This window comes from Stenotrophomonas tumulicola (assembly GCF_014117215.1).
Lineage (GTDB): Bacteria > Pseudomonadota > Gammaproteobacteria > Xanthomonadales > Xanthomonadaceae > Stenotrophomonas > Stenotrophomonas tumulicola.
Window position 1 is genome coordinate 23,559 of the sequence record NZ_JACGXS010000016.1, and the last position, 16,791, is coordinate 40,349.

At 64.0% G+C, this 16,791-nt stretch carries 18 protein-coding genes, 1 tRNA gene and 1 pseudogene; 7 read left to right on the plus strand and 13 right to left on the minus strand.

Going from position 1 to position 16,791, the window contains the following annotated elements; genetic code table 11:
* Positions 1-27 precede the first annotated feature (27 nt).
* The 5 genes from murB to amaB all read right to left on the minus strand — a co-directional run bounded on the left by murB (position 28) and on the right by amaB (position 5,627).
* Positions 28-1,071: a UDP-N-acetylmuramate dehydrogenase gene (murB, locus tag H4O11_RS18270; protein ID WP_182342078.1), complete on the minus strand. Its 1,044-nt coding sequence runs from the start codon at positions 1,069-1,071 to the stop codon at positions 28-30.
* A complete protein-coding gene (locus H4O11_RS18275; protein WP_182342081.1) occupies positions 1,071-2,126 on the minus strand; it encodes a quinone-dependent dihydroorotate dehydrogenase in 1,056 nt (351 codons plus the stop codon). Before H4O11_RS18275 ends, murB begins: the two co-directional genes overlap by 1 nt.
* 7 nt (positions 2,127-2,133) lie before the next feature.
* The gene (locus tag H4O11_RS18280) at positions 2,134-2,904 is read right to left on the minus strand and encodes a class I SAM-dependent methyltransferase (protein ID WP_182342084.1); all 771 of its coding nucleotides are present in this window, start codon (positions 2,902-2,904) and stop codon (positions 2,134-2,136) included.
* Between the two features lie 46 nt (positions 2,905-2,950).
* The gene (locus H4O11_RS18285) at positions 2,951-3,721 is read right to left on the minus strand and encodes an SDR family NAD(P)-dependent oxidoreductase (RefSeq protein WP_182342087.1); all 771 of its coding nucleotides are present in this window, start codon (positions 3,719-3,721) and stop codon (positions 2,951-2,953) included.
* 373 nt (positions 3,722-4,094) lie between these two features.
* Positions 4,095-5,627, minus strand: a complete 1,533-nt coding sequence (amaB, locus tag H4O11_RS18290; protein WP_182342089.1) for an L-piperidine-6-carboxylate dehydrogenase — start codon at positions 5,625-5,627, stop codon at positions 4,095-4,097.
* A 395-nt stretch (positions 5,628-6,022) separates the two neighbouring features.
* Here amaB and H4O11_RS18295 point away from each other — a divergent pair, with 395 nt between their 5' ends.
* Both H4O11_RS18295 and H4O11_RS18300 read left to right on the plus strand, forming a co-directional pair.
* Positions 6,023-7,474, plus strand: a complete 1,452-nt coding sequence (locus tag H4O11_RS18295; RefSeq protein ID WP_182342092.1) for an undecaprenyl-phosphate glucose phosphotransferase — start codon at positions 6,023-6,025, stop codon at positions 7,472-7,474.
* A 27-nt stretch (positions 7,475-7,501) separates the two neighbouring features.
* The gene (locus tag H4O11_RS18300; protein WP_182342095.1) at positions 7,502-7,936 is read left to right on the plus strand and encodes a low molecular weight protein-tyrosine-phosphatase; all 435 of its coding nucleotides are present in this window, start codon (positions 7,502-7,504) and stop codon (positions 7,934-7,936) included.
* 40 nt (positions 7,937-7,976) lie between these two features.
* On the opposite strand, the gene H4O11_RS18305 is transcribed toward H4O11_RS18300, so the two are convergent.
* The 7 genes and pseudogenes from H4O11_RS18305 to H4O11_RS19630 all read right to left on the minus strand — a co-directional run bounded on the left by H4O11_RS18305 (position 7,977) and on the right by H4O11_RS19630 (position 13,888).
* Positions 7,977-10,190 (minus strand): YjbH domain-containing protein, encoded by a 2,214-nt coding sequence (locus H4O11_RS18305; RefSeq protein ID WP_281367605.1) that lies wholly within the window; start codon positions 10,188-10,190, stop codon positions 7,977-7,979.
* An 11-nt stretch (positions 10,191-10,201) separates the two neighbouring features.
* The gene (locus H4O11_RS19510; protein WP_343042857.1) at positions 10,202-10,591 is read right to left on the minus strand and encodes a capsule biosynthesis GfcC family protein; all 390 of its coding nucleotides are present in this window, start codon (positions 10,589-10,591) and stop codon (positions 10,202-10,204) included.
* Positions 10,592-10,597: 6 nt separating this feature from the next.
* Positions 10,598-10,978, minus strand: a pseudogene (locus H4O11_RS19625) (capsule biosynthesis GfcC D2 domain-containing protein); the annotation flags it as partial.
* Between the two features lie 2 nt (positions 10,979-10,980).
* On the minus strand, positions 10,981-11,592 hold the full coding sequence (locus H4O11_RS18315) for a YjbF family lipoprotein (RefSeq protein WP_246333608.1): 612 nt from the start codon (positions 11,590-11,592) through the stop codon (positions 10,981-10,983).
* 76 nt (positions 11,593-11,668) lie between these two features.
* A complete protein-coding gene (locus tag H4O11_RS18320) occupies positions 11,669-12,775 on the minus strand; it encodes a polysaccharide biosynthesis/export family protein (protein ID WP_182342107.1) in 1,107 nt (368 codons plus the stop codon).
* 83 nt (positions 12,776-12,858) lie between these two features.
* Positions 12,859-13,146 (minus strand): hypothetical protein, encoded by a 288-nt coding sequence (locus H4O11_RS18325; protein WP_182342110.1) that lies wholly within the window; start codon positions 13,144-13,146, stop codon positions 12,859-12,861.
* Between the two features lie 139 nt (positions 13,147-13,285).
* Entirely contained in the window at positions 13,286-13,888 is a 603-nt protein-coding gene (locus H4O11_RS19630; RefSeq protein ID WP_182342113.1) for a phosphatase PAP2 family protein, read from the minus strand.
* 115 nt (positions 13,889-14,003) lie between these two features.
* On the opposite strand from H4O11_RS19630, the gene H4O11_RS18335 reads away from it, so the two are divergent.
* Positions 14,004-14,080: transfer RNA gene (locus H4O11_RS18335), tRNA-Arg, on the plus strand.
* Positions 14,081-14,172: 92 nt separating this feature from the next.
* Here the strand turns inward: H4O11_RS18335 and H4O11_RS18340 are convergent.
* The gene (locus H4O11_RS18340) at positions 14,173-14,391 is read right to left on the minus strand and encodes a tyrosine-type recombinase/integrase (RefSeq protein ID WP_343042859.1); all 219 of its coding nucleotides are present in this window, start codon (positions 14,389-14,391) and stop codon (positions 14,173-14,175) included.
* 35 nt (positions 14,392-14,426) lie between these two features.
* Between H4O11_RS18340 and H4O11_RS18345 the strand changes: the two genes are divergently transcribed.
* The 4 genes from H4O11_RS18345 to H4O11_RS18360 all read left to right on the plus strand — a co-directional run bounded on the left by H4O11_RS18345 (position 14,427) and on the right by H4O11_RS18360 (position 16,621).
* Positions 14,427-15,026 (plus strand): hypothetical protein, encoded by a 600-nt coding sequence (locus H4O11_RS18345; protein WP_182342117.1) that lies wholly within the window; start codon positions 14,427-14,429, stop codon positions 15,024-15,026.
* Between the two features lie 21 nt (positions 15,027-15,047).
* Positions 15,048-15,437, plus strand: a complete 390-nt coding sequence (locus tag H4O11_RS18350; protein ID WP_182342120.1) for a hypothetical protein — start codon at positions 15,048-15,050, stop codon at positions 15,435-15,437.
* A gap of 111 nt (positions 15,438-15,548) precedes the next feature.
* Complete coding sequence (locus H4O11_RS18355; RefSeq protein ID WP_182342123.1) at positions 15,549-15,932, plus strand: hypothetical protein; 384 nt, start codon at positions 15,549-15,551, stop codon at positions 15,930-15,932.
* Entirely contained in the window at positions 15,929-16,621 is a 693-nt protein-coding gene (locus H4O11_RS18360; protein ID WP_182342126.1) for an SGNH/GDSL hydrolase family protein, read from the plus strand. Before H4O11_RS18355 ends, H4O11_RS18360 begins: the two co-directional genes overlap by 4 nt.
* Positions 16,622-16,791 lie beyond the last annotated feature (170 nt).

The following is a 16,791-nucleotide window of genomic DNA, read 5'->3' on the forward strand; positions in this document are numbered from 1 at the left end:
GCGCGCCGGTGCTCGACAGGGCAGGGGTCACCACTGTGCGCCGATCAGCCGCGGTTCCGGTTCGATGGCCACGGCGAACGTTTCCAGCACCGAGGCGGAGATGCGGCGTGCCAGCGCGAGCAGTTCCGCACCGGTCGCGTTGCCGTGGTTGACCAGCACCAGCGCGTGGGTGGGGGCCACGCCGGCATCGCCTTCGCGGAAACCCTTCCAGCCACAGTGTTCGATCATCCACGCCGCCGACAGCTTGCGCTGGTCATCGCGTTCGGCCGGGTATACTGGCAGGTCGGGGAACGACTGCAGCAGCACGTCCACCTGCTCCTGGGCGATCACCGGGTTCTTGAAGAAGCTGCCGGCGTTGCCCAGCACATCCGGGTCGGGCAGCTTGCGGCGGCGGATGGCGATCACCGCATTGGCCACGTCCACCGCACTGGGCAGCTCCACGCCCTGTGCCTGCAGTTCCTCGGTGATGCCCGCGTATTCCATGCGCAGGTCATGCAGCAACGGCAGCCTCAGTTCGATGGCGGCGATCAGGTAACGGTCCGGCTGCTGCTTGAACACGCTGTCGCGGTAAGCGAAGCCGCACTGTTCGTTGTCCAGCCGCACCCAATCGGCCTCGTGGCGGTCCCAGGCTTCCACGGTCTGGATGAACTCGCCCACCTGGGCGCCATACGCCCCGATGTTCTGGATCGGCGCGGCACCGGCGGTGCCGGGAATCAAGGCCAGGTTCTCCAGCCCGGACAGCCCGTGCTGCAGCGACCAGGTCACCAGTGCATGCCAGCCTACGCCGGCGCCGGCGCGCACCACGGCATGGTCGGCGCGGTGTTCCAGTATGTCGATGGCGCGGTCGGTGAACACCAGCACGGTGCCTGCCACGTCATCGGCCAGCAGCACGTTGCTGCCACTGCCCAGCACCAGCAGCGGCCCACCGGCCACCTCGTGCAGGGCCAGCGCATCGGGCAGCGCGGCCGCCGCATGCAGTTCCAGCAGGCGCTCGGCACTGGCCTGCACATGGAAGGTGTTGAGGGCACGCAGCGAGGCGTTTTCGGTCATGGTCCATGCGGCAGCCGGCATCACAGGCCCCCCACCGCGCCGCGACTGGGGGCCTCGCGGCGGCGGCGTATCGCCTCCACGCATTCGGACACCAGCACCGGGCCGCGGAACACCAGCCCGCTGTAACACTGCACCAGCGTGGCACCGGCGGCCATCTTGGCCACCGCATCGGCACCGGAGGAAATGCCGCCGACACCCACCAGCGGCACGCTTTCCGGCAGCCGCGCGCGCAGGCGGCGCAGCACCAGCGTGGACTGGTCCAGCAGCGGCGCGCCGGACAATCCACCGGCCTGGTTGGCCAGCGCATCGCCGGCGATGGCGGTGCGGTCGATGGTGGTGTTGGTGGCGATCACGCCATCCACCTGCAGTTCGGCCAGCACGCGTGCAGCGGCATCGATGTCGCGCTCGTTGAGGTCAGGGGCCACCTTCACCAGCATCGGCACGCGCTTGCCGTGCTGGCTGGCCAGTTGTTCCTGGCGCTCGCGCAGGCCGGCCACCAGCTGCCGCAGCGCATTTTCTTCCTGCAGCTCGCGCAGGCCGGCGGTATTGGGCGAAGAGATGTTGACGGTGATGTAGTCGGCCAGCGGATACACCTTGTCCAGGCACGCGATGTAATCGTCCAGCGCCTGTTCGTTGGGGGTGTCCTTGTTCTTGCCGATGTTGATGCCGAGCAGGCCACGGCGGTCACGCACCCGTTCTACGTTGCGCACCAGCGCATCCACGCCATCGTTGTTGAAGCCCATGCGGTTGATGATCGCGCGCTGCGCCGGCAGGCGGAACAGGCGCGGCTTCGGGTTGCCCGCCTGCGGTCGCGGCGTGATGGTGCCGATCTCCACCGAACCGAAACCCAGCGCGAACAGGGCCTCGATATGCGCGCCATTCTTGTCCAGGCCAGCGGCCAGGCCGACAGGATTGGGAAAGGTCAGCCCGAACGCGGTGGTTGGCAGCGGGGCGATGCGCGGGGCAAGCAATGGCGTGGTGCCGAGGCGGTAGGCGGTATCCAGGGCAGACAGCCCCAGGCCGTGGGCGCGTTCGGCATCGAAGGAAAACAGCAGGGGACGGGCAAGCGAGTACATGGGCAGATCAGTCCAGCATGCCAAGGAAGGCACGGGTTTGGTATTCAAAGGCGACCCGGCCATCGACGGCATGGGTATCGAACAGATCCCGCAGCGCGGCCAGCATCGGCGCATGCTTTGGCTGGCCGGCAGTGGGGGCATACGAGGAAGAGAGCAGGCGGCCGCGCAGGGCATCGAAGTCCAGCATCTGCACGTTGGGGAAATGGCCGATGGCCTGCAGGCCGCTGCCGAACCAGGCGCGCATTTCGTCGTCGGTCTGGTAGCGCTCGGCCACGGCGCTGTAGTCGGTGCCGAAATCCAGCAGCAGCTGTTCGTAGCCGCGCAGGAAGGGCGATGCGTCCAGCAGCCGCGAATTCCAGAACACCAGCACCTGTCCGCCGGGTGCCAGGATGCGCTGCCATTCGCGGCGCACGGCGGTGGTATCGAACCAGTGGAAGGCCTGCGCGGCGCTGACCAGGCCGACGCTGGCATCGGCCAGCCCGGTGGCTTCGGCGGTGCCGTCCACGGCGCGGAAGTTGGGGTATTCGCTGCCCAGCCATTGTTCGGCGGCCGCACGCATGGCGGCGTTGGGCTCCACGGCAATCACCGGATGACCGGCCGCCAGCAGCATCTGGCTGGAAATGCCGGTGCCGGCACCGATGTCGGCCACCAGCGAGCGGGAAGGCACGCCCTGCGCATCGTGCAGCCACTGCAGCAGGGCGGCGGGATAGCCGGGACGGAACCGGACGTAGTCCTCCACCCGGTTGGAAAAGCGCGATGCGGAGTCTGGCACGCTCATGCGGGACCTCCATGAAGACCCGGCCATGATAGAGGTTGTGCCCCCATTAGCCCATCAGAACCTGACCACCGTCGACATTGAGGACGTGCCCGGTGATCCAGCGCGCCAGCGGCGAGCACAGGAACAGGGCGGCATCGGCAACCTCGCCGGGTTCGCCGAACCGACCGAACGGAATCTTCGCCAGGGTGGCCTGGTACAGCGCGGGATCCTCCGTGCGTCGTCGTTCCCACAGGCCGTCGGCGAAGGCGATGGAGCCCGGCGCGATGGCATTGACCCGGATGCGGTCCGGCGCCAGCGCCAGTGCCTGGCTGGTGGTGTAGTGCGATAGCGCTGCCTTGGTCGCCCCATAGGGTGCCGCGCCCGGGCGCGGCTGCTGGGCGGCGATGGATGACAGGTTGAGGATGCAGGCATCGGCCGAAGCCCGCAGCCACGGCAATGCCAGCCGCGAGGCGCGTACGGCCGCCATCAGGTCCACCTGCAGGCTGGCGGCCCAGCCGTCCTCGTCGTCGGCCATGCCATAACCGGTGGCGTTGTTGACCAGTACATCGATGCCACCGAGCGCGTCGGCGGCCGCATGCAGCCAGTGGTCGATCTGTTCCAGGCGGGAGAGATCGCCGGCATGGACATGCAGCGCTATGCCTTGGGCATGGGCATCGGCCTGCAAGGCATCCAGCCCGGCCTGCCCACGTGCGCACACCGATACCGCCGCCCCGGCACCGGCGAACGCCAGCGCGATGCAACGGCCGATGCCCTTGCTGCCACCGGCCACCAGCACGCGCCGGCCGGTGAAATCCAATGTCCTGGGTCCAACGTTCATGGCAATTTCCTTCTTTTCCCGCCGGGCATGGCCCGGCGCTACCGGTCGGGCCGTTTTCCTTCTTTTCCCGCCGGGCATGGCCCGGCGCTACCGGCCGGGCCGTTTTCCTTCTTTTCCCGCCGGGCATGGCCCGGCGCTACCGGCCGGGTCCTTTTCCTTCTTTTCCCGCCGGGCATGGCCCGGCGCTACCGGTCGGGTCCTTTGCTTCTTTTCCCGCCGGGCATGGCCCGGCGCTACCGGGCGGGCCCTTTGCTTTTGTAGCGCCGGGCCATGCCCGGCGGCTTTTGCCCGTATAACAACGTTCACGCGCATGCGGCGTTGCCGGGCTGCGCGTTCGCCGGGCATGGCCCGGCGCTACGGCATCATTCGGCCATCACAGGTCGAATTTGATGCCCTGTGCCAGCGGCAGCGAATCGGAGTAGTTGATGGTGTTGGTCTGGCGGCGCATATACACCTTCCACGCATCCGAACCGGACTCACGGCCACCGCCGGTGTCCTTCTCGCCGCCGAAGGCGCCGCCGATCTCCGCACCGGACGTGCCGATGTTGATGTTGGCGATGCCGCAATCGCTGCCGGCAGCAGACAGGAAACGCTCGGCCGTCTTCAGGTTCTGGGTGAAGATCGACGAGGACAGGCCCTGCGGCACGCCGTTCTGCAGGTCGATGGCTTCATCCAGCGTGTCGTACGGCATCACGTACAGGATCGGCGCGAAGGTCTCGTGCTGGACCACCGCATCACTGTTCTGCAGGCCGCTGACGATGGCCGGCAGCACGAAATTGCCGGCGCGATCGATGCGCGTACCACCCGCTTCGATGGTGCCGCCGGCGGCCTTGGCCTGGGCGATGGCATCGAGGAACTGCTGCACGGCGCTTTCGCTGTTCAGCGGGCCCATCAGGTTGGCTGCATCGGTCGGGTCGCCGATCTTGCCCTCCACCTGCTTGTACGCCTTGACCAGGGTGGCCAGCACGTCCTGGTAGATCGAACGGTGCACGATCAGCCGGCGGGTGCTGGTGCAACGCTGGCCGGCGGTGCCGACCGCGCCGAACACGATGCCCGGCACGGCCAGCTTCAGGTCGGCCGTTTCGTCCAGGATGATCGCGTTGTTGCCACCCAGTTCCAGCAGGCAACGGCCCAGGCGGCGGGCGACCTTTTCGTTCACGGTGCGGCCCACCGCGGTGGAGCCGGTGAAGCTGATCAGCGGTACGCGGCGGTCCTCCACCAGCTTTTCCGACAGCGTGGTGCCGGCATCGTTGACCAGGAAGAAGATGTCCGGGAAACCGGCTTCGCGCAGTGCATCGTTGCAGACCTTCATCGACGCGATGGCGGTCAGCGGGGTCTTGTTGGACGGCTTCCAGATGCAGATGTCGCCGCAGATGGCGGCCAGGAACGCATTCCAGCTCCACACCGCCACCGGGAAGTTGAAGGCCGAGATGATGCCCACCAGGCCCAGCGGGTGGTACTGCTCGTACATGCGGTGGCCGGGACGCTCCGAATGCATGGTGTAGCCGTACAGCATGCGGCTCTGGCCCACGGCGAAGTCGGCGATGTCGATCATCTCCTGCACTTCGCCATCGCCCTCGGGCTTGCTCTTGCCCATCTCCAGCGCGACCAGCGAACCCAGCGCGTCCTTGTTGGCGCGCAGTGCCTCGCCACACAGGCGCACGGCCTCACCACGGCGGGGGGCCGGGGTGGTGCGCCATACCTTGAAGGCGGCCTGGGCACGGGCGATGACGGTCTCGTACTCGTCGTCGGTGGTGGCGCGGACCTGGGCGATGGCCTCACCGGTGGTCGGGTTGACCGGGGTGATCAGCTCGCCGCCGGTGGCGGTGGACCACTCCCCGTTGCCCAGGTAGGTGCCAGCGTTGGTCGCGTCCAGGCCCAGGGCCTTGAGCAGCTCGGAAGACATGCAAACTCCTGTTTCGTTGCGGTGTTTTGATGCTGCCGCGGGCAATGTGGGGGAGCGGCAATCGAACCGGGGATGGTAGCAGAGGCGCCGCCTTGGACTCGCCCTGGGCCACCGCCTGCTTGATGAATGCGGAAAAACCACCCCGGCAATCACATCCCCGACACACCCCTGTCCAGACCATGAACGGGCGTCAAATATTTGACGTGCTTTGGGCCTGATCCTAGCTACCTGTGAACTCGTTCACGCTTACAGTGAGGTCCAGTAGACACACTTTCTGGTACATTTGCGTCAAATTAACGCGGTTCCAACCATTCGTTCGTGATGCGCTGGCTAGGGGGAGACCAGCTCAATACAGAGAGAGGCGCCGTGTGAAGCCAGAACCAGGAGACGTAGACTTGCTACATGGATCAGTAGATGGCCTGCCCAAGCAGCGCCCCCATTCGCGTGCCCGGGTAGAGACCCGGGCCGCCCTGGAACTCAGCCTCCGCCTTGCCGACCTGCTGGTCGTACCCGGTACGGCCATCCTCAGCCACATCCTCCGCAACGGCATGCAGGCGCCCACCCAGTCCCAGCGGGTGGTGTTCGGCGGGATCCTGCTGAGCACCATCGTCTGTTTCGGCGTCGCCCCCATCTATCGCCAGTGGCGCGCGCGCGGCCTGCTGGCCGACCTGTGGGTCCTGCTGCTGGCCTGGACGGCCGTGTTCGCCCTGTTCTCCACCTATGCGGTGCTGGTCGACATGGCCGACGCCGTGCCCACGTTCTGGCTGGTGGGCTGGTACGGGCTGGGCCTGGTCGGCATGACCGTCATCCGCCTTGGCCTGCGCATGCAGCTGCACCGCCTGCGCGCCAGCGGCCTGGACCGCCAGCGGGTGCTGCTGGTCGGCCTGCGTGCCCCCGCCCTGAAGCTGCACCGGCTGTTGCGTGACCGGCCGGAGATTGGCCAGGAAGTGGTCGGGTATTTTTCCAGCCCGGGCGATATCGCCAGTCGCCCCGACGGCGACAGGCCGCGTTGCCTGGGTGCCATCGAAAACGTGCCGCAGTACATGGCCCAGCACGGCGGTGAATTCGACCAGCTGTGGATTTCGCTCCACGGCAGTGGCGAGCCGGTCAAGGAAATGTTGAAGCAGATCGAGAAGTATCCGGTGCCGGTGCGGATCATTCCGGATATCAGCGGTTACGGCGCATTGAATCCCGGCGTGCACCAGGTCGGCAGCGTGCCGATGATCGGGCTGCGGCAGGGCCTGCCCGAATCGAAGTTCCGGATCGTCAAGCGGGTGCAGGACCTGCTGGTAGCCAGTGTGGCCGTCATCATGCTGTCGCCGCTGCTGGTGGTGCTGGCGATAGGCGTGAAACTCAGCTCCCCGGGCCCGGTGCTGTTCCGCCAGCGCCGGCACGGGCTGGGCGGCAAAGAGTTCATGATGCTGAAATTCCGCTCCATGCGCATGCATGCGGAAACCCCGGACAAGATCACCCAGGCCAGCCGCAATGATCCGCGCGTGACGCGCTTCGGCGCCTTCCTGCGCAGCAGCAGCCTGGATGAGCTGCCGCAGTTCTTCAATGTGCTGGGGGGCAGCATGTCGGTGGTCGGGCCGCGCCCGCACGCCGTGCAGCACAACACCCAGTACGAAAAGCTGATCGTGCGTTACATGCACCGGCACTACGTGAAGCCGGGCATCACCGGCTGGGCCCAGGTGCATGGCCTGCGTGGCGAAACACTGGAACTGCGTTCGATGAAGAAGCGAGTGCAGTACGATATCGACTACATTCGCCGCTGGAGCCTGACGCTGGACCTGCGCATCATCGCACTCACAGCGTTCAAGGTGCTGGGGCAGAAGACGGCTTACTGAAGCCGGTAGCCAAACAGGATCAGCGTTTTGTTCAAGAACATTCTTTTCGTGTGCGTGGGAAACATCTGTCGAAGCCCCTCTGCCGAGGTGATGCTGCGGCAACAGGTAGTCGGAAAAGGGATCCAGGTATCGTCGGCAGGCCTGGGCGCGCTGGTGGACCATGGCATCGATGCCACGGCCCAGCAGCTGCTGGTGGAGCAGGGGCTGGACGGCAGCACCCACCGCGCCCGCCAGATCAGCAATGCCATCCTGGCCCAGGCCGACCTGGTGCTGACCATGGAACGCAAGCACGTGCGCCGCATCGCGGAAATCGCACCGGAAGCGTCAGGCAAGACCTTCCTGCTCGGCAAATGGCAGCAGGAACGTGAGATCCCCGATCCCTACCGGCAGCAGCGGCCGGCGTTCGAACATGTCTACAAGCTGATGGCCGACGGCATCCAGAGCTGGTCGCGGCACCTGTGAAACGATGAGGGCCGGCGTCTTGGCGCCGGCCCTCACGTTATCAGTCGTCGATGGATTTCAGGTTGTCGTAGAAGAAGCGCTCATCGCGCTCGCTGGTGACGTTGTACAACTGGTACCTGCGCGACAGCATCGCGCCACCGTCACGGATCAGCGGATTCCAGTTGATGTTGGCGCGTCCACGTGTGGAGCGCGGCAGGACGATATCGAAGGGAATGCTGAAATAGATGCCCTTGTCGAAGCTGCCTTCACCAAATTCCGCAGCCGATACATCGGTCTTGGTGGCATAGGCGCCCATGGTCACGCCGTTGTCGAATGCACGGGCGATGTTCAGGGTGGCACCGTAGTCGCCGGCCAGGTAACGGCCCAGCGACAGCGAGCCGACGATGCGTTCCTTGGCATCGAATGAATAGTAGAACGTGGCGTGGCCAGTGGTGACGCTGTAATCGCGCAGCCCGAAATGCTGGTCGTAGTCGCGCTGCTTCACCCAGTTGAGGTTGGCGCCTATCGCCCAGGATTCGCCCATGGGCCGGTATAGCAGTTCGCCACCCACGCCGGCGTACATCCATTCCAGATAGCCCACATATGCCAGGCCGTAGGTATCGCGGCCCAGGCGGCCTGCCGTATTGAACTGCAGGTTGGGCAGCACGACATCGGACGTGGTCATGTACTGGCGCAGGTCCGTGCGTACCCGTGGCAGGCGGCTGGGTGCGTCGTACTTGAACTTGTCGTAGTTGTTGAACAGGTCCACGCTGGCGGTGCCGGAAAGCCAGACATTGGGCCGGAAGAAATAACTTGCCGAATAATTGGCTGCCACCTGGTACAGGATGAAGCCGTCAGGGCCACCCAGGTTCTGGCGATAGCCGACACTGAAGCCGCCATTGAAGGGGTCGCTGGGCGCGCGGTACAGCACATCACGGGAGATCACCGACGGCGCCTCCAGTTCGGTGCTCCGGCGCAGCACGTCTTCGCTGACGGACCCATCCAGATAGCCTTCCAGCGCCTGCCTGCTGACCGACATGTCTGCGATGGGCATGCCCAGGCGGGTGCTGCGTACCGTGTACCAGTCGTATTCGTCGCCCAGCGAATTGCTGAGTATCCTGCCTGCGCGCCCGAGTCCCTTGGCGGCGCTCATGTAGTCCGTCTGGTACCCATCGATGAACAGCTCACCATCCCGGCGGGAAATGGAGTCGACCTTGATTCCCGCGTTGCTGCGCAGTGCGGATGCAATGGCGCCCCAGTCGGCCTGCTCGCGGGGCTGGCCGGCTTCGGTCGTGGTTCCCGTTGCAGTCGCCGTTCCCGGCGCGGTCGCCACTTGGCGGGAGACAGCTTCGCCGCCCACACGGGCATCGGGATCGCCGACGCGAACCGGCGGCGGGTCGAACGGCTTTGGCGCCGCACTGGCATGGCCGGGGTTTCCGCGCAGCGTCAGCGAGAACATCGCGGCATCCCCACGCTCCCAGGCAGCGGTCAGTTCCACGTTCTTGTTGGGAACATAGACCAGGCCGACATTGACAGGGGTGTTCTGGGTGAGGTTGTTCCTGCGTGGCTCTCGCTTGTAGTCATTGCCGTCGTATTCCACCTTGACAAGCAGGGCATCCAATGGCGTCTGCCAGGTCACGCCTCCGAAAATGCCGACGGGCCCCTTGAACATGTTGCTGAGGCCGAACCTGCCGGCTTGGGTGATGTCGCTGTTGGCAATCGGTCGGCGGTCCTTGTACTTGTCGTCGATTGCGCCGAGTGGATTGGAAAAGTCGCCACGGTTGCCGATATAGCCCGTTGCCAAGCCAACCGATGCGTCGACCGGGCCAAAGCGCTTGTTCGCCACCAGGTATTCGCTGGAGAAGAAGCCGGTACCACCGATATCGCGGACGCCGAAAGAAACATCTGGTAACCAGCGTGTTTCTTCCCACAGGCGGACCTTGAAATCGATCGACTTGTCCTTATAGTTCTGGTTTCCGGCAATATCAGTGCCGTATCTAATGTTGGATACGTTGATATAGCGGAATGAGGCCTCCAGCCAAGGGAATGGTTGTAGGGTCAAGTTGTAGCGGCTGTACGGCGAATTGTGCGAGGCAGTGAACGCGATATCACCATCCTCTGCCATGCGCGCGGTAGGTGTCTGCAGCAGGCCAATGCCACCCCATTCGCTGGCGGTTGCCGGCGGCGCCTGCTGGGCATGCAGGGCCGTGGACATCGACATCGCCAGCGCGGTCAAGGTAATGGCGACAGGGCGATGGGCTTTCGAACGATTCAAGATGCGACTCATCAAGGCGTGATGGGCTGGGTGGCGATGAACGCCGCGAATTCGCTGTTGAACGCCTCGTCCACGGCACCCGCCGAGGATTCGGCCAGCGGCACGTACAGGGTGCCACCGGGTGCGATCGGCTGTGGATCAGCGCGGTTCCACAGTGCGACGCCCAGCTTCTGGACGTACCCATCGGGCTGGATGACATAGATATCATTGCGATCAGCCGCGGCAGAGGCCGGGCAATCGCGCAGGTAGTCCTTGGCATCGCGTAGCGGCTCGTGCTGCACGCGACATTCGGCCAGCACGGCGCCCATGACGCGGACCGCCTGCGGGCGGCTGGGCACCACAATGGCATCGCCAGTGCCCAGCACAGGATTGGATTGCGGCTGCACCTGGATCAGGCGCATATCGAAAGATTGCCGCACACGGCCGGTAGCCGGATGATCATCGAGCCACTGGGTCAACACGCCAGCGGCCTGCTGGACATCGGCATCAGCGCTGCGCTGCAACAGGGCAAGGTCATGTGCCAAGCCGGCGCGAAGGCGAAACTGCTGCTCCTTGGCCTGCTGCTTCAGGAGCATCGCTCCCGGCAGGTACGCATCCGGCGCAGGGCGCGCGGCGACCAGCGCATCGGCTAAACGGCCGCCGGGAGGGATATCAAATTGCCCGGGTGTGCGGACGTTGCCCGATACCTCAACCCGTACCTGCGCTCCTGCGCTGGTTTCCTGCGCACTTGCTGACAAGGATGCGCAGAAGAGCAGGGGAGCGATCATCGCTGCTGCCATGCATTTCATGATCAGTCCTTTGCCTGGCGATAAGGCTTCAGTTGCACGAGTTCCACCGCGTAGCCAGGTGCCAGGTACTGCTTGCTCTTCCAGATGAACCCCGTGGTGGGGTCCGCCCAGTAGATGTTGCGCTCCTTCATGCCGCCGCCCCGCAATACCTCTTCAAACCGTGCCAGTTCCCGTTTCCGGCCGAGGATCTCGACCGTGTCGGTGCCTGCACGGGTGACGGTTCCCTGCACCTGCACCCCCATCGCGTAGGCGGGCAACCAGTCGTATTCGCGCTGTACCGTTATCGGGGCGACAACATCGGTCAGGCGGCCAAACGGCGAAGCGCCGATGATGCGGCCCTGCAGGTCACGCCCCAAGCCGGTCGTCCCCACCAGCAGGCCATTGGCATCCAGGCGGAACACCGCATGGTCAGCGGCATACCAGACCTGCTGGCCTTCATCGATATAGCCCAGCACCATCACGGCGCTCAGGTCCGGCGTACGGATCTGGGCCTGCGGGAAGCGGTTCGCAGCAACCTGCTCTGGCGATACCTCCACCTGCCGGTTGAACAACAGGCGGAAGGAATCGCTGGTACTGCGACTGACTGACGTGCAGCCTGCCAACAGCAATACCAAGGCGACGATCAGGAGGCGCCGGGCCTCCTGGGTCCAAGGCAGTGTTTTGCCTGTCACAACACGGTGACCCGTCATGTCAGTTGTCTAGATCGTTGCTGGCGCTGGCCGCGTTATTGATGATTGCGGTGAACGGCAGCAACTGGTTCACGAAGCGATTCCAACGCGTCACGCCGGCAGCGCCGACAAAGACAACATCACCCGGGGAAAGCATGAACTGGCTTCCCACGGCAAATGCGGTGGGGGAGCGTGCCTCAAGCTGGTATACGACAGAGGGCTCAGCCTGCAGATCCTTGGAGCCGCGAATCACGTAGACGGCGTCGCCCTTGGACGTGGTCTGGCTCAACCCACGCGCGCGCCCCAATGCCTGGTTCAGCGTCACATCGCCGGTGCGGAAGCTATAAGCGCCGGGCAAGCCCACCTCACCAACGACGAAAATTTCCTTGCGGTCCAGATAGGGCACAAAGATGGAGTCGCCGTCCTTGAGGAACAGCTGGCGCCCACCGTATTGGTTAGCCAGTGTCTCAAGGTTGATCGTGTAGGTCACCCCATCACGGCTCAGGCGGATCCCAGACAGATCGGCCTGTTGCGCGTTCAATCCGGTCTGGCTGATAGCGTCAGCCAAGGTCAGTGGCGACGTTCCCAGCGGGATTGGGCTGGAACGTTCGGCAGCGCCCGTTACCCAGACCCGCTGGCTGCCATACGTAAATACCGAAACGTCCACCTGTGGAGACTCGATGTACGTCGCCAAGCGGCGAGTGATCTCTTCCCGGATAGCGGTGGGCGTTTTGCCCTTGGCTTCCACCTTGCCGATGTAGGGGTAGAACAACATGCCATCGCTCTGCACTGTCCGACCGGCAAGATTACCCTGCTGCTGGGAGCCTGCCGGAACCGTCAGCTCCGGGTGGTCCCATACCGTGATGTAAAGAACATCGCCCACGCCTACCTTGTATTCCTCGGGCGCATAGTCGAAGAGATCAGCAGGCAACACATGCTCGGCCCGCGATGCGCGATCCATGGCGATCAGCTTCGGCGTGATGGTGACCATTTCCAATTGGCCATCGTCGCTTTGCCGGTCGCGGGACACGTCGCTATGGCGCAGGTGCTGGCCCGGGGACAGCGCGCAACCGGACAAGGTGGCGGACGCTAACACGACGGCTGCGATGCAGGAGAATTTTGTTTTCATGGAGGTAGGCTGGTTTCCGGCAGGCATAAAAAACCCTCGCCAAGCATCGCCCGGCGAGGGCTTCGATTCAAGCTACGGGACAATCAGCCGCCGGTACCACCCGTGCCGCCAGTGCCGCCGGTACCACCCGTGCCGCCAGTACCATCATCGCCATCACCGCTGTCGTCGGTGCTGTCGCCGGCAATGCTGTACAGCACGGCGCCGGTAGCGATGGTTGCAACGACTGCACCAGTGATCTGCGCAGCCGAATAGCGGGAAGCGTCGGGGCCGGCAACTTCGGTGCTCGGCTCCTGCGGCTCCTGCGGCGCTTCCTGTGCCAGGACCGGGGAAGAAAGACCCACGAGGGCCAGTACTGCAAACATCTTGTTCATAAACGGGGTCTCCTACTCCGCGAGGGGGGTTTCAATCGTCTCTATAGTCGCGGCATCTCGCTTCCGATGTCAAGGCAAATACGTCAACAAATTGTCTATAGCGCCAATGAGTTGCGTATTTGCCAGGATGAACGGGGTCTCAAGGTTGATGCAGCGCTGCCCTGTCGAACTCCTTCACGGACCCGGAGAGAGCCTTGGCCAGCGTCACGACTAGTTGATGCGTGTGAAGCTGAGGAAACGCTATTGGCACGCATGTGCCAATAGCCAGAGCCAGAGCCAGCCATCTGGCTGGAATTCGCCCTTGGGCCTGAGCGGCTGCGAGGGTTGAAGTGCTGGTCAGGGCGCCCAGGATCCACCCGCTGAACACCTCCGATAAGGAATGAGCACCAAGTGGCAGCCGGGAATACGCAATGCCTGCGGCCAGCAAAAGTCCAGCCAGAGCGCCCCAGTGCGCTGGTACCCGCCCAGGCGTGGCCATGTAGAACACCACTGGCCATATCGCTGCAGAAACCGCAGCGTGCCCGCTGAAGCCAGTGAAGTCGATCCAGGCGATTCCTACGCCCCATCCCAAGAACGCCAGCTTGGAGCTAAGCACCACGCCCCCCAGCGTCGCCAGACCCAGTGCCCATCGGGCGGGCCAGCGGTGCATCTGCCATAGGCCTGCGCCGATTAGAATCGAGGCAGTTGGCAGAAGCGCGCGGCTATCGCCCAACAGGGAAAGAATGTGCCAGATGGATTGCATTAAATGTACAGAGGGGGCGCGACAGCATACGTGGACCTAGCGCCTGCTTACTGACCGTGCGCTATCCACGGTAGTGCTTAGCGTTCGCAGCCTGTATCCTTCACATCCTCGATCTGGCCCCGTAGCTCAGCTGGATAGAGCGTCCCCCTCCTAAGGGGAAGGTCGCCCGTTCGAATCGGGCCGGGGTCACCAGAAATCAACTATTTACGTTGATTTAAGATGTGCCAGATTTCCATATATATCCGTTATCCACAGCATTTGGTCACAGTAGTCACGGTGACCAATCAATAAGTTAGCTTCGCTACTGCTTCGTCATCGCCCTCAGGCGTGAGGTGGGCGTAGTACTTCTCCGTGGTGGCATAGTCGGAGTGGCCGGCCAGAATCTGGACGCGCCGCAGGGGTACGCCGGCGATCACCATGTGGGCGCAGAAGGTGTGCCGAAGCCGGTGAAGGCTCCCGCCGATGCCAGCAACTTTTGAGTCGGTGCTGAACCAATCGCTCACCGTGTCCTTGTGCACGCTGACCAGTGGATCGGCGGTTGCCGGGCATTCCGAACCCGACGAAGGTGGAGACGTTCGAGCTGCAGGGCGTTGGCGACTGCAACCGCGCCTGGCGAATCGGCATGCGCCGGCTGATGAAGCATCAGGGCCAGCGCCTGACCTACCCCACCAAGACCGAGATAATGGGCCTGGTCTACGAGTACGGCGACCGGGTGAAGCTGACGGACGATATTCCGGGCTCGGGAACCACCAGCGCCATGATCGAGGATGCCTGGGAAGAAGGCACGCTGGTGGTGGTACAGGTGGGCGAATACCTGGACTGGAGCCAGGCGCAGCCGCGGTGCTTCATTCGGTTCCGGGACGGCAGCCTGTCGGCGGTGATCACCCCGACGCGGGTGGACGAACACACCCTGTCGTTCCCGGCCTCGCGGCTGTCGGCCGGCAAGCCGCTGTATCAGTGGCTGATGGACGACCCCACCGTCGATTTGCCGGAGCTGATCTTCTGCAGCGACAGCACGCGTCTGGGCTATGACGCGGTGATCGATGAGCTTGTGCCGGGCGATGACGGTTCGGTTGACGTGACCGCGCTGCAGTACGACCCGGCTTTCTATCAGTACGACGACGCGAACGCGCCGTAACCCCCAACGGAGAGACAAGAAATGGCAAACACCGGAACCGGCAAGCCGGTGCCGTCTGATGACGTGCGCGATCTGCTGGCCAATGCGACGAATCTGGATGAGGGAATCAACGGCGCCGGGGCCACGTGGCTGGACCGGTTCAACAGGCCGCGGCGCAGCTGGAGTGGCCTTGAAGGGGAGGTGGATCAGTTCCTTGCTGAGAATGAGGCGGAGTTTCGGTCATTTCTGGACAGCAATCGGGTGTATGGCTTCGCTACGTGGGCGGCAGCGAGCGCTGCCGCTGGGGCCGGGCAGTTGCCGGTGGCCAGCACCGCGGAGGTGGTTGGCGATCTAGGCACTTATGTGGACCCGATTACCGGCGCCGCGGTGAGCAACAGCAGTCGCTACATCATGACCGCCGGCGGCCTCTAATGGCGCAGCGCTGACTCACTGAGTGAGAAGGCCGATCTCTCCGACCTTGATTCGCGCGTTCCGAACCTGCCTGTGACCTCACAGCGCGTGCCAGCAATCATCGATGCAGCCTTGAATGTTCTGCTCTATTTCGAAGGAGAGGGCATTTCGTTTTCCAGCCTTGGCGACGCCGGCAAACTGGCCGTGCTGCGCGCGATGATCGATGAGGGCGTCACTTCCGACGCAATCGACGTGCTTCAGGCCTTGGCGCCGTTGGTCCGTGATTCGGCGGGTAACGTCCCGGCATGGCTGGACAACGGCATGTTCGATGCAACGGGACTTGGGCCGCGCCTGCAGGCCACGATCAAGTCCTTGGTGCAGCAGCGGCAGTACGGCGCCGCATTTCAGACGCCGCTTCACGCCGACGGCCGCACCCTCTGGCGTTACCGTTCCAAGGGAGCGCGGCTGCGGCTCGGGCCCGTTCGACGCCCGCTGATGGTGCGCGGTGGATCATGAACGGAATCGATGCCGAGCAACTCCGCGTCCACTACACCGACACTGCCGGAAACTTCGATGTGGGGTACTACGTCGGCGGAGTCGCGACGTGGACGCCCGTTGTTAGTGGCGGCACTGGCGAGCGCCGTTCGGTGACCATTTCCATTCCGGCCGGTGCCACACCCATCGAGATCCGGAGGACCTCGGGCATGGTCTACCTCTTGGGCTTAGAGGCACTCTCTCCCAGCCGAAAGGGCGTCACGTTCAATCCGTGCGGCAATTCCAGCTCCCTGTCAGTGAACCTCATCCAGGCCAGCGCAGGCTACGGAATCCTGCAGGAAATGGCCGTGGATATGATCGTGTTCATCCTCGGAACCAATGACGCGGCAATCTACCTGAGTGATCAGGAGTTCGTTGCAAATCTGGAGGCGTGGATCACTGGCGTGCGAGCGCGTCAGCCTGGCGTTGGGATCGTGCTCGTGGCGCCGCCGCGCACCGGCAACGGCCCCACCAATCGATCAGATCTGGTGATGTTCCGCAGCGCCCTTTACGCCTTGTCCATGCGCCGCAGCTGCGAGTTCTTCTCGATCTACGACTGGGGGAGCTACACCGAAATGAATGGCCTTGGCATGTTCGCCGACGGGGTCCACCCTGGACCTGTGAGCGCACGTCTGATCGCTGACCGACTCACCACCACTCTGGATATTTGACCATGCCTCTTACCCGCGCACTCAGCCTAAGGGACGTGATCGTCCCCGGCATCCACCCGAAGTTGGGCAGCTTTCTGGATCTCGACCTGCCTCACAAGGAAGGCTTGACCGGCATCTACATTCTGGGGGGGGGGGGGGGGAGGGGGCAGCCTTGAAGCCAGCAGGATCAA

Excerpts from the sequence above, each read along its gene's own strand:
- murB (WP_182342078.1), bottom strand. The coding sequence starts at position 1,071 with ATGCCGGCTGCCGCATGGACCATGACCGAAAACGCCTCGCTGCGTGCC.
- H4O11_RS18275 (WP_182342081.1), bottom strand. The coding sequence starts at position 2,126 with ATGTACTCGCTTGCCCGTCCCCTGCTGTTTTCCTTCGATGCCGAACGC.
- H4O11_RS18280 (WP_182342084.1), bottom strand. The coding sequence starts at position 2,904 with ATGAGCGTGCCAGACTCCGCATCGCGCTTTTCCAACCGGGTGGAGGAC.
- H4O11_RS18285 (WP_182342087.1), bottom strand. The coding sequence starts at position 3,721 with ATGAACGTTGGACCCAGGACATTGGATTTCACCGGCCGGCGCGTGCTG.
- amaB (WP_182342089.1), bottom strand. The coding sequence starts at position 5,627 with ATGTCTTCCGAGCTGCTCAAGGCCCTGGGCCTGGACGCGACCAACGCT.
- H4O11_RS19510 (WP_343042857.1), bottom strand. The coding sequence starts at position 10,591 with ATGCGCCTGATCCAGGTGCAGCCGCAATCCAATCCTGTGCTGGGCACT.
- H4O11_RS18320 (WP_182342107.1), bottom strand. The coding sequence starts at position 12,775 with ATGAAAACAAAATTCTCCTGCATCGCAGCCGTCGTGTTAGCGTCCGCC.
- H4O11_RS18325 (WP_182342110.1), bottom strand. The coding sequence starts at position 13,146 with ATGAACAAGATGTTTGCAGTACTGGCCCTCGTGGGTCTTTCTTCCCCG.
- H4O11_RS19630 (WP_182342113.1), bottom strand. The coding sequence starts at position 13,888 with ATGCAATCCATCTGGCACATTCTTTCCCTGTTGGGCGATAGCCGCGCG.
- H4O11_RS18350 (WP_182342120.1), top strand. The coding sequence starts at position 15,048 with ATGGCAAACACCGGAACCGGCAAGCCGGTGCCGTCTGATGACGTGCGC.
- H4O11_RS18360 (WP_182342126.1), top strand. The coding sequence starts at position 15,929 with ATGAACGGAATCGATGCCGAGCAACTCCGCGTCCACTACACCGACACT.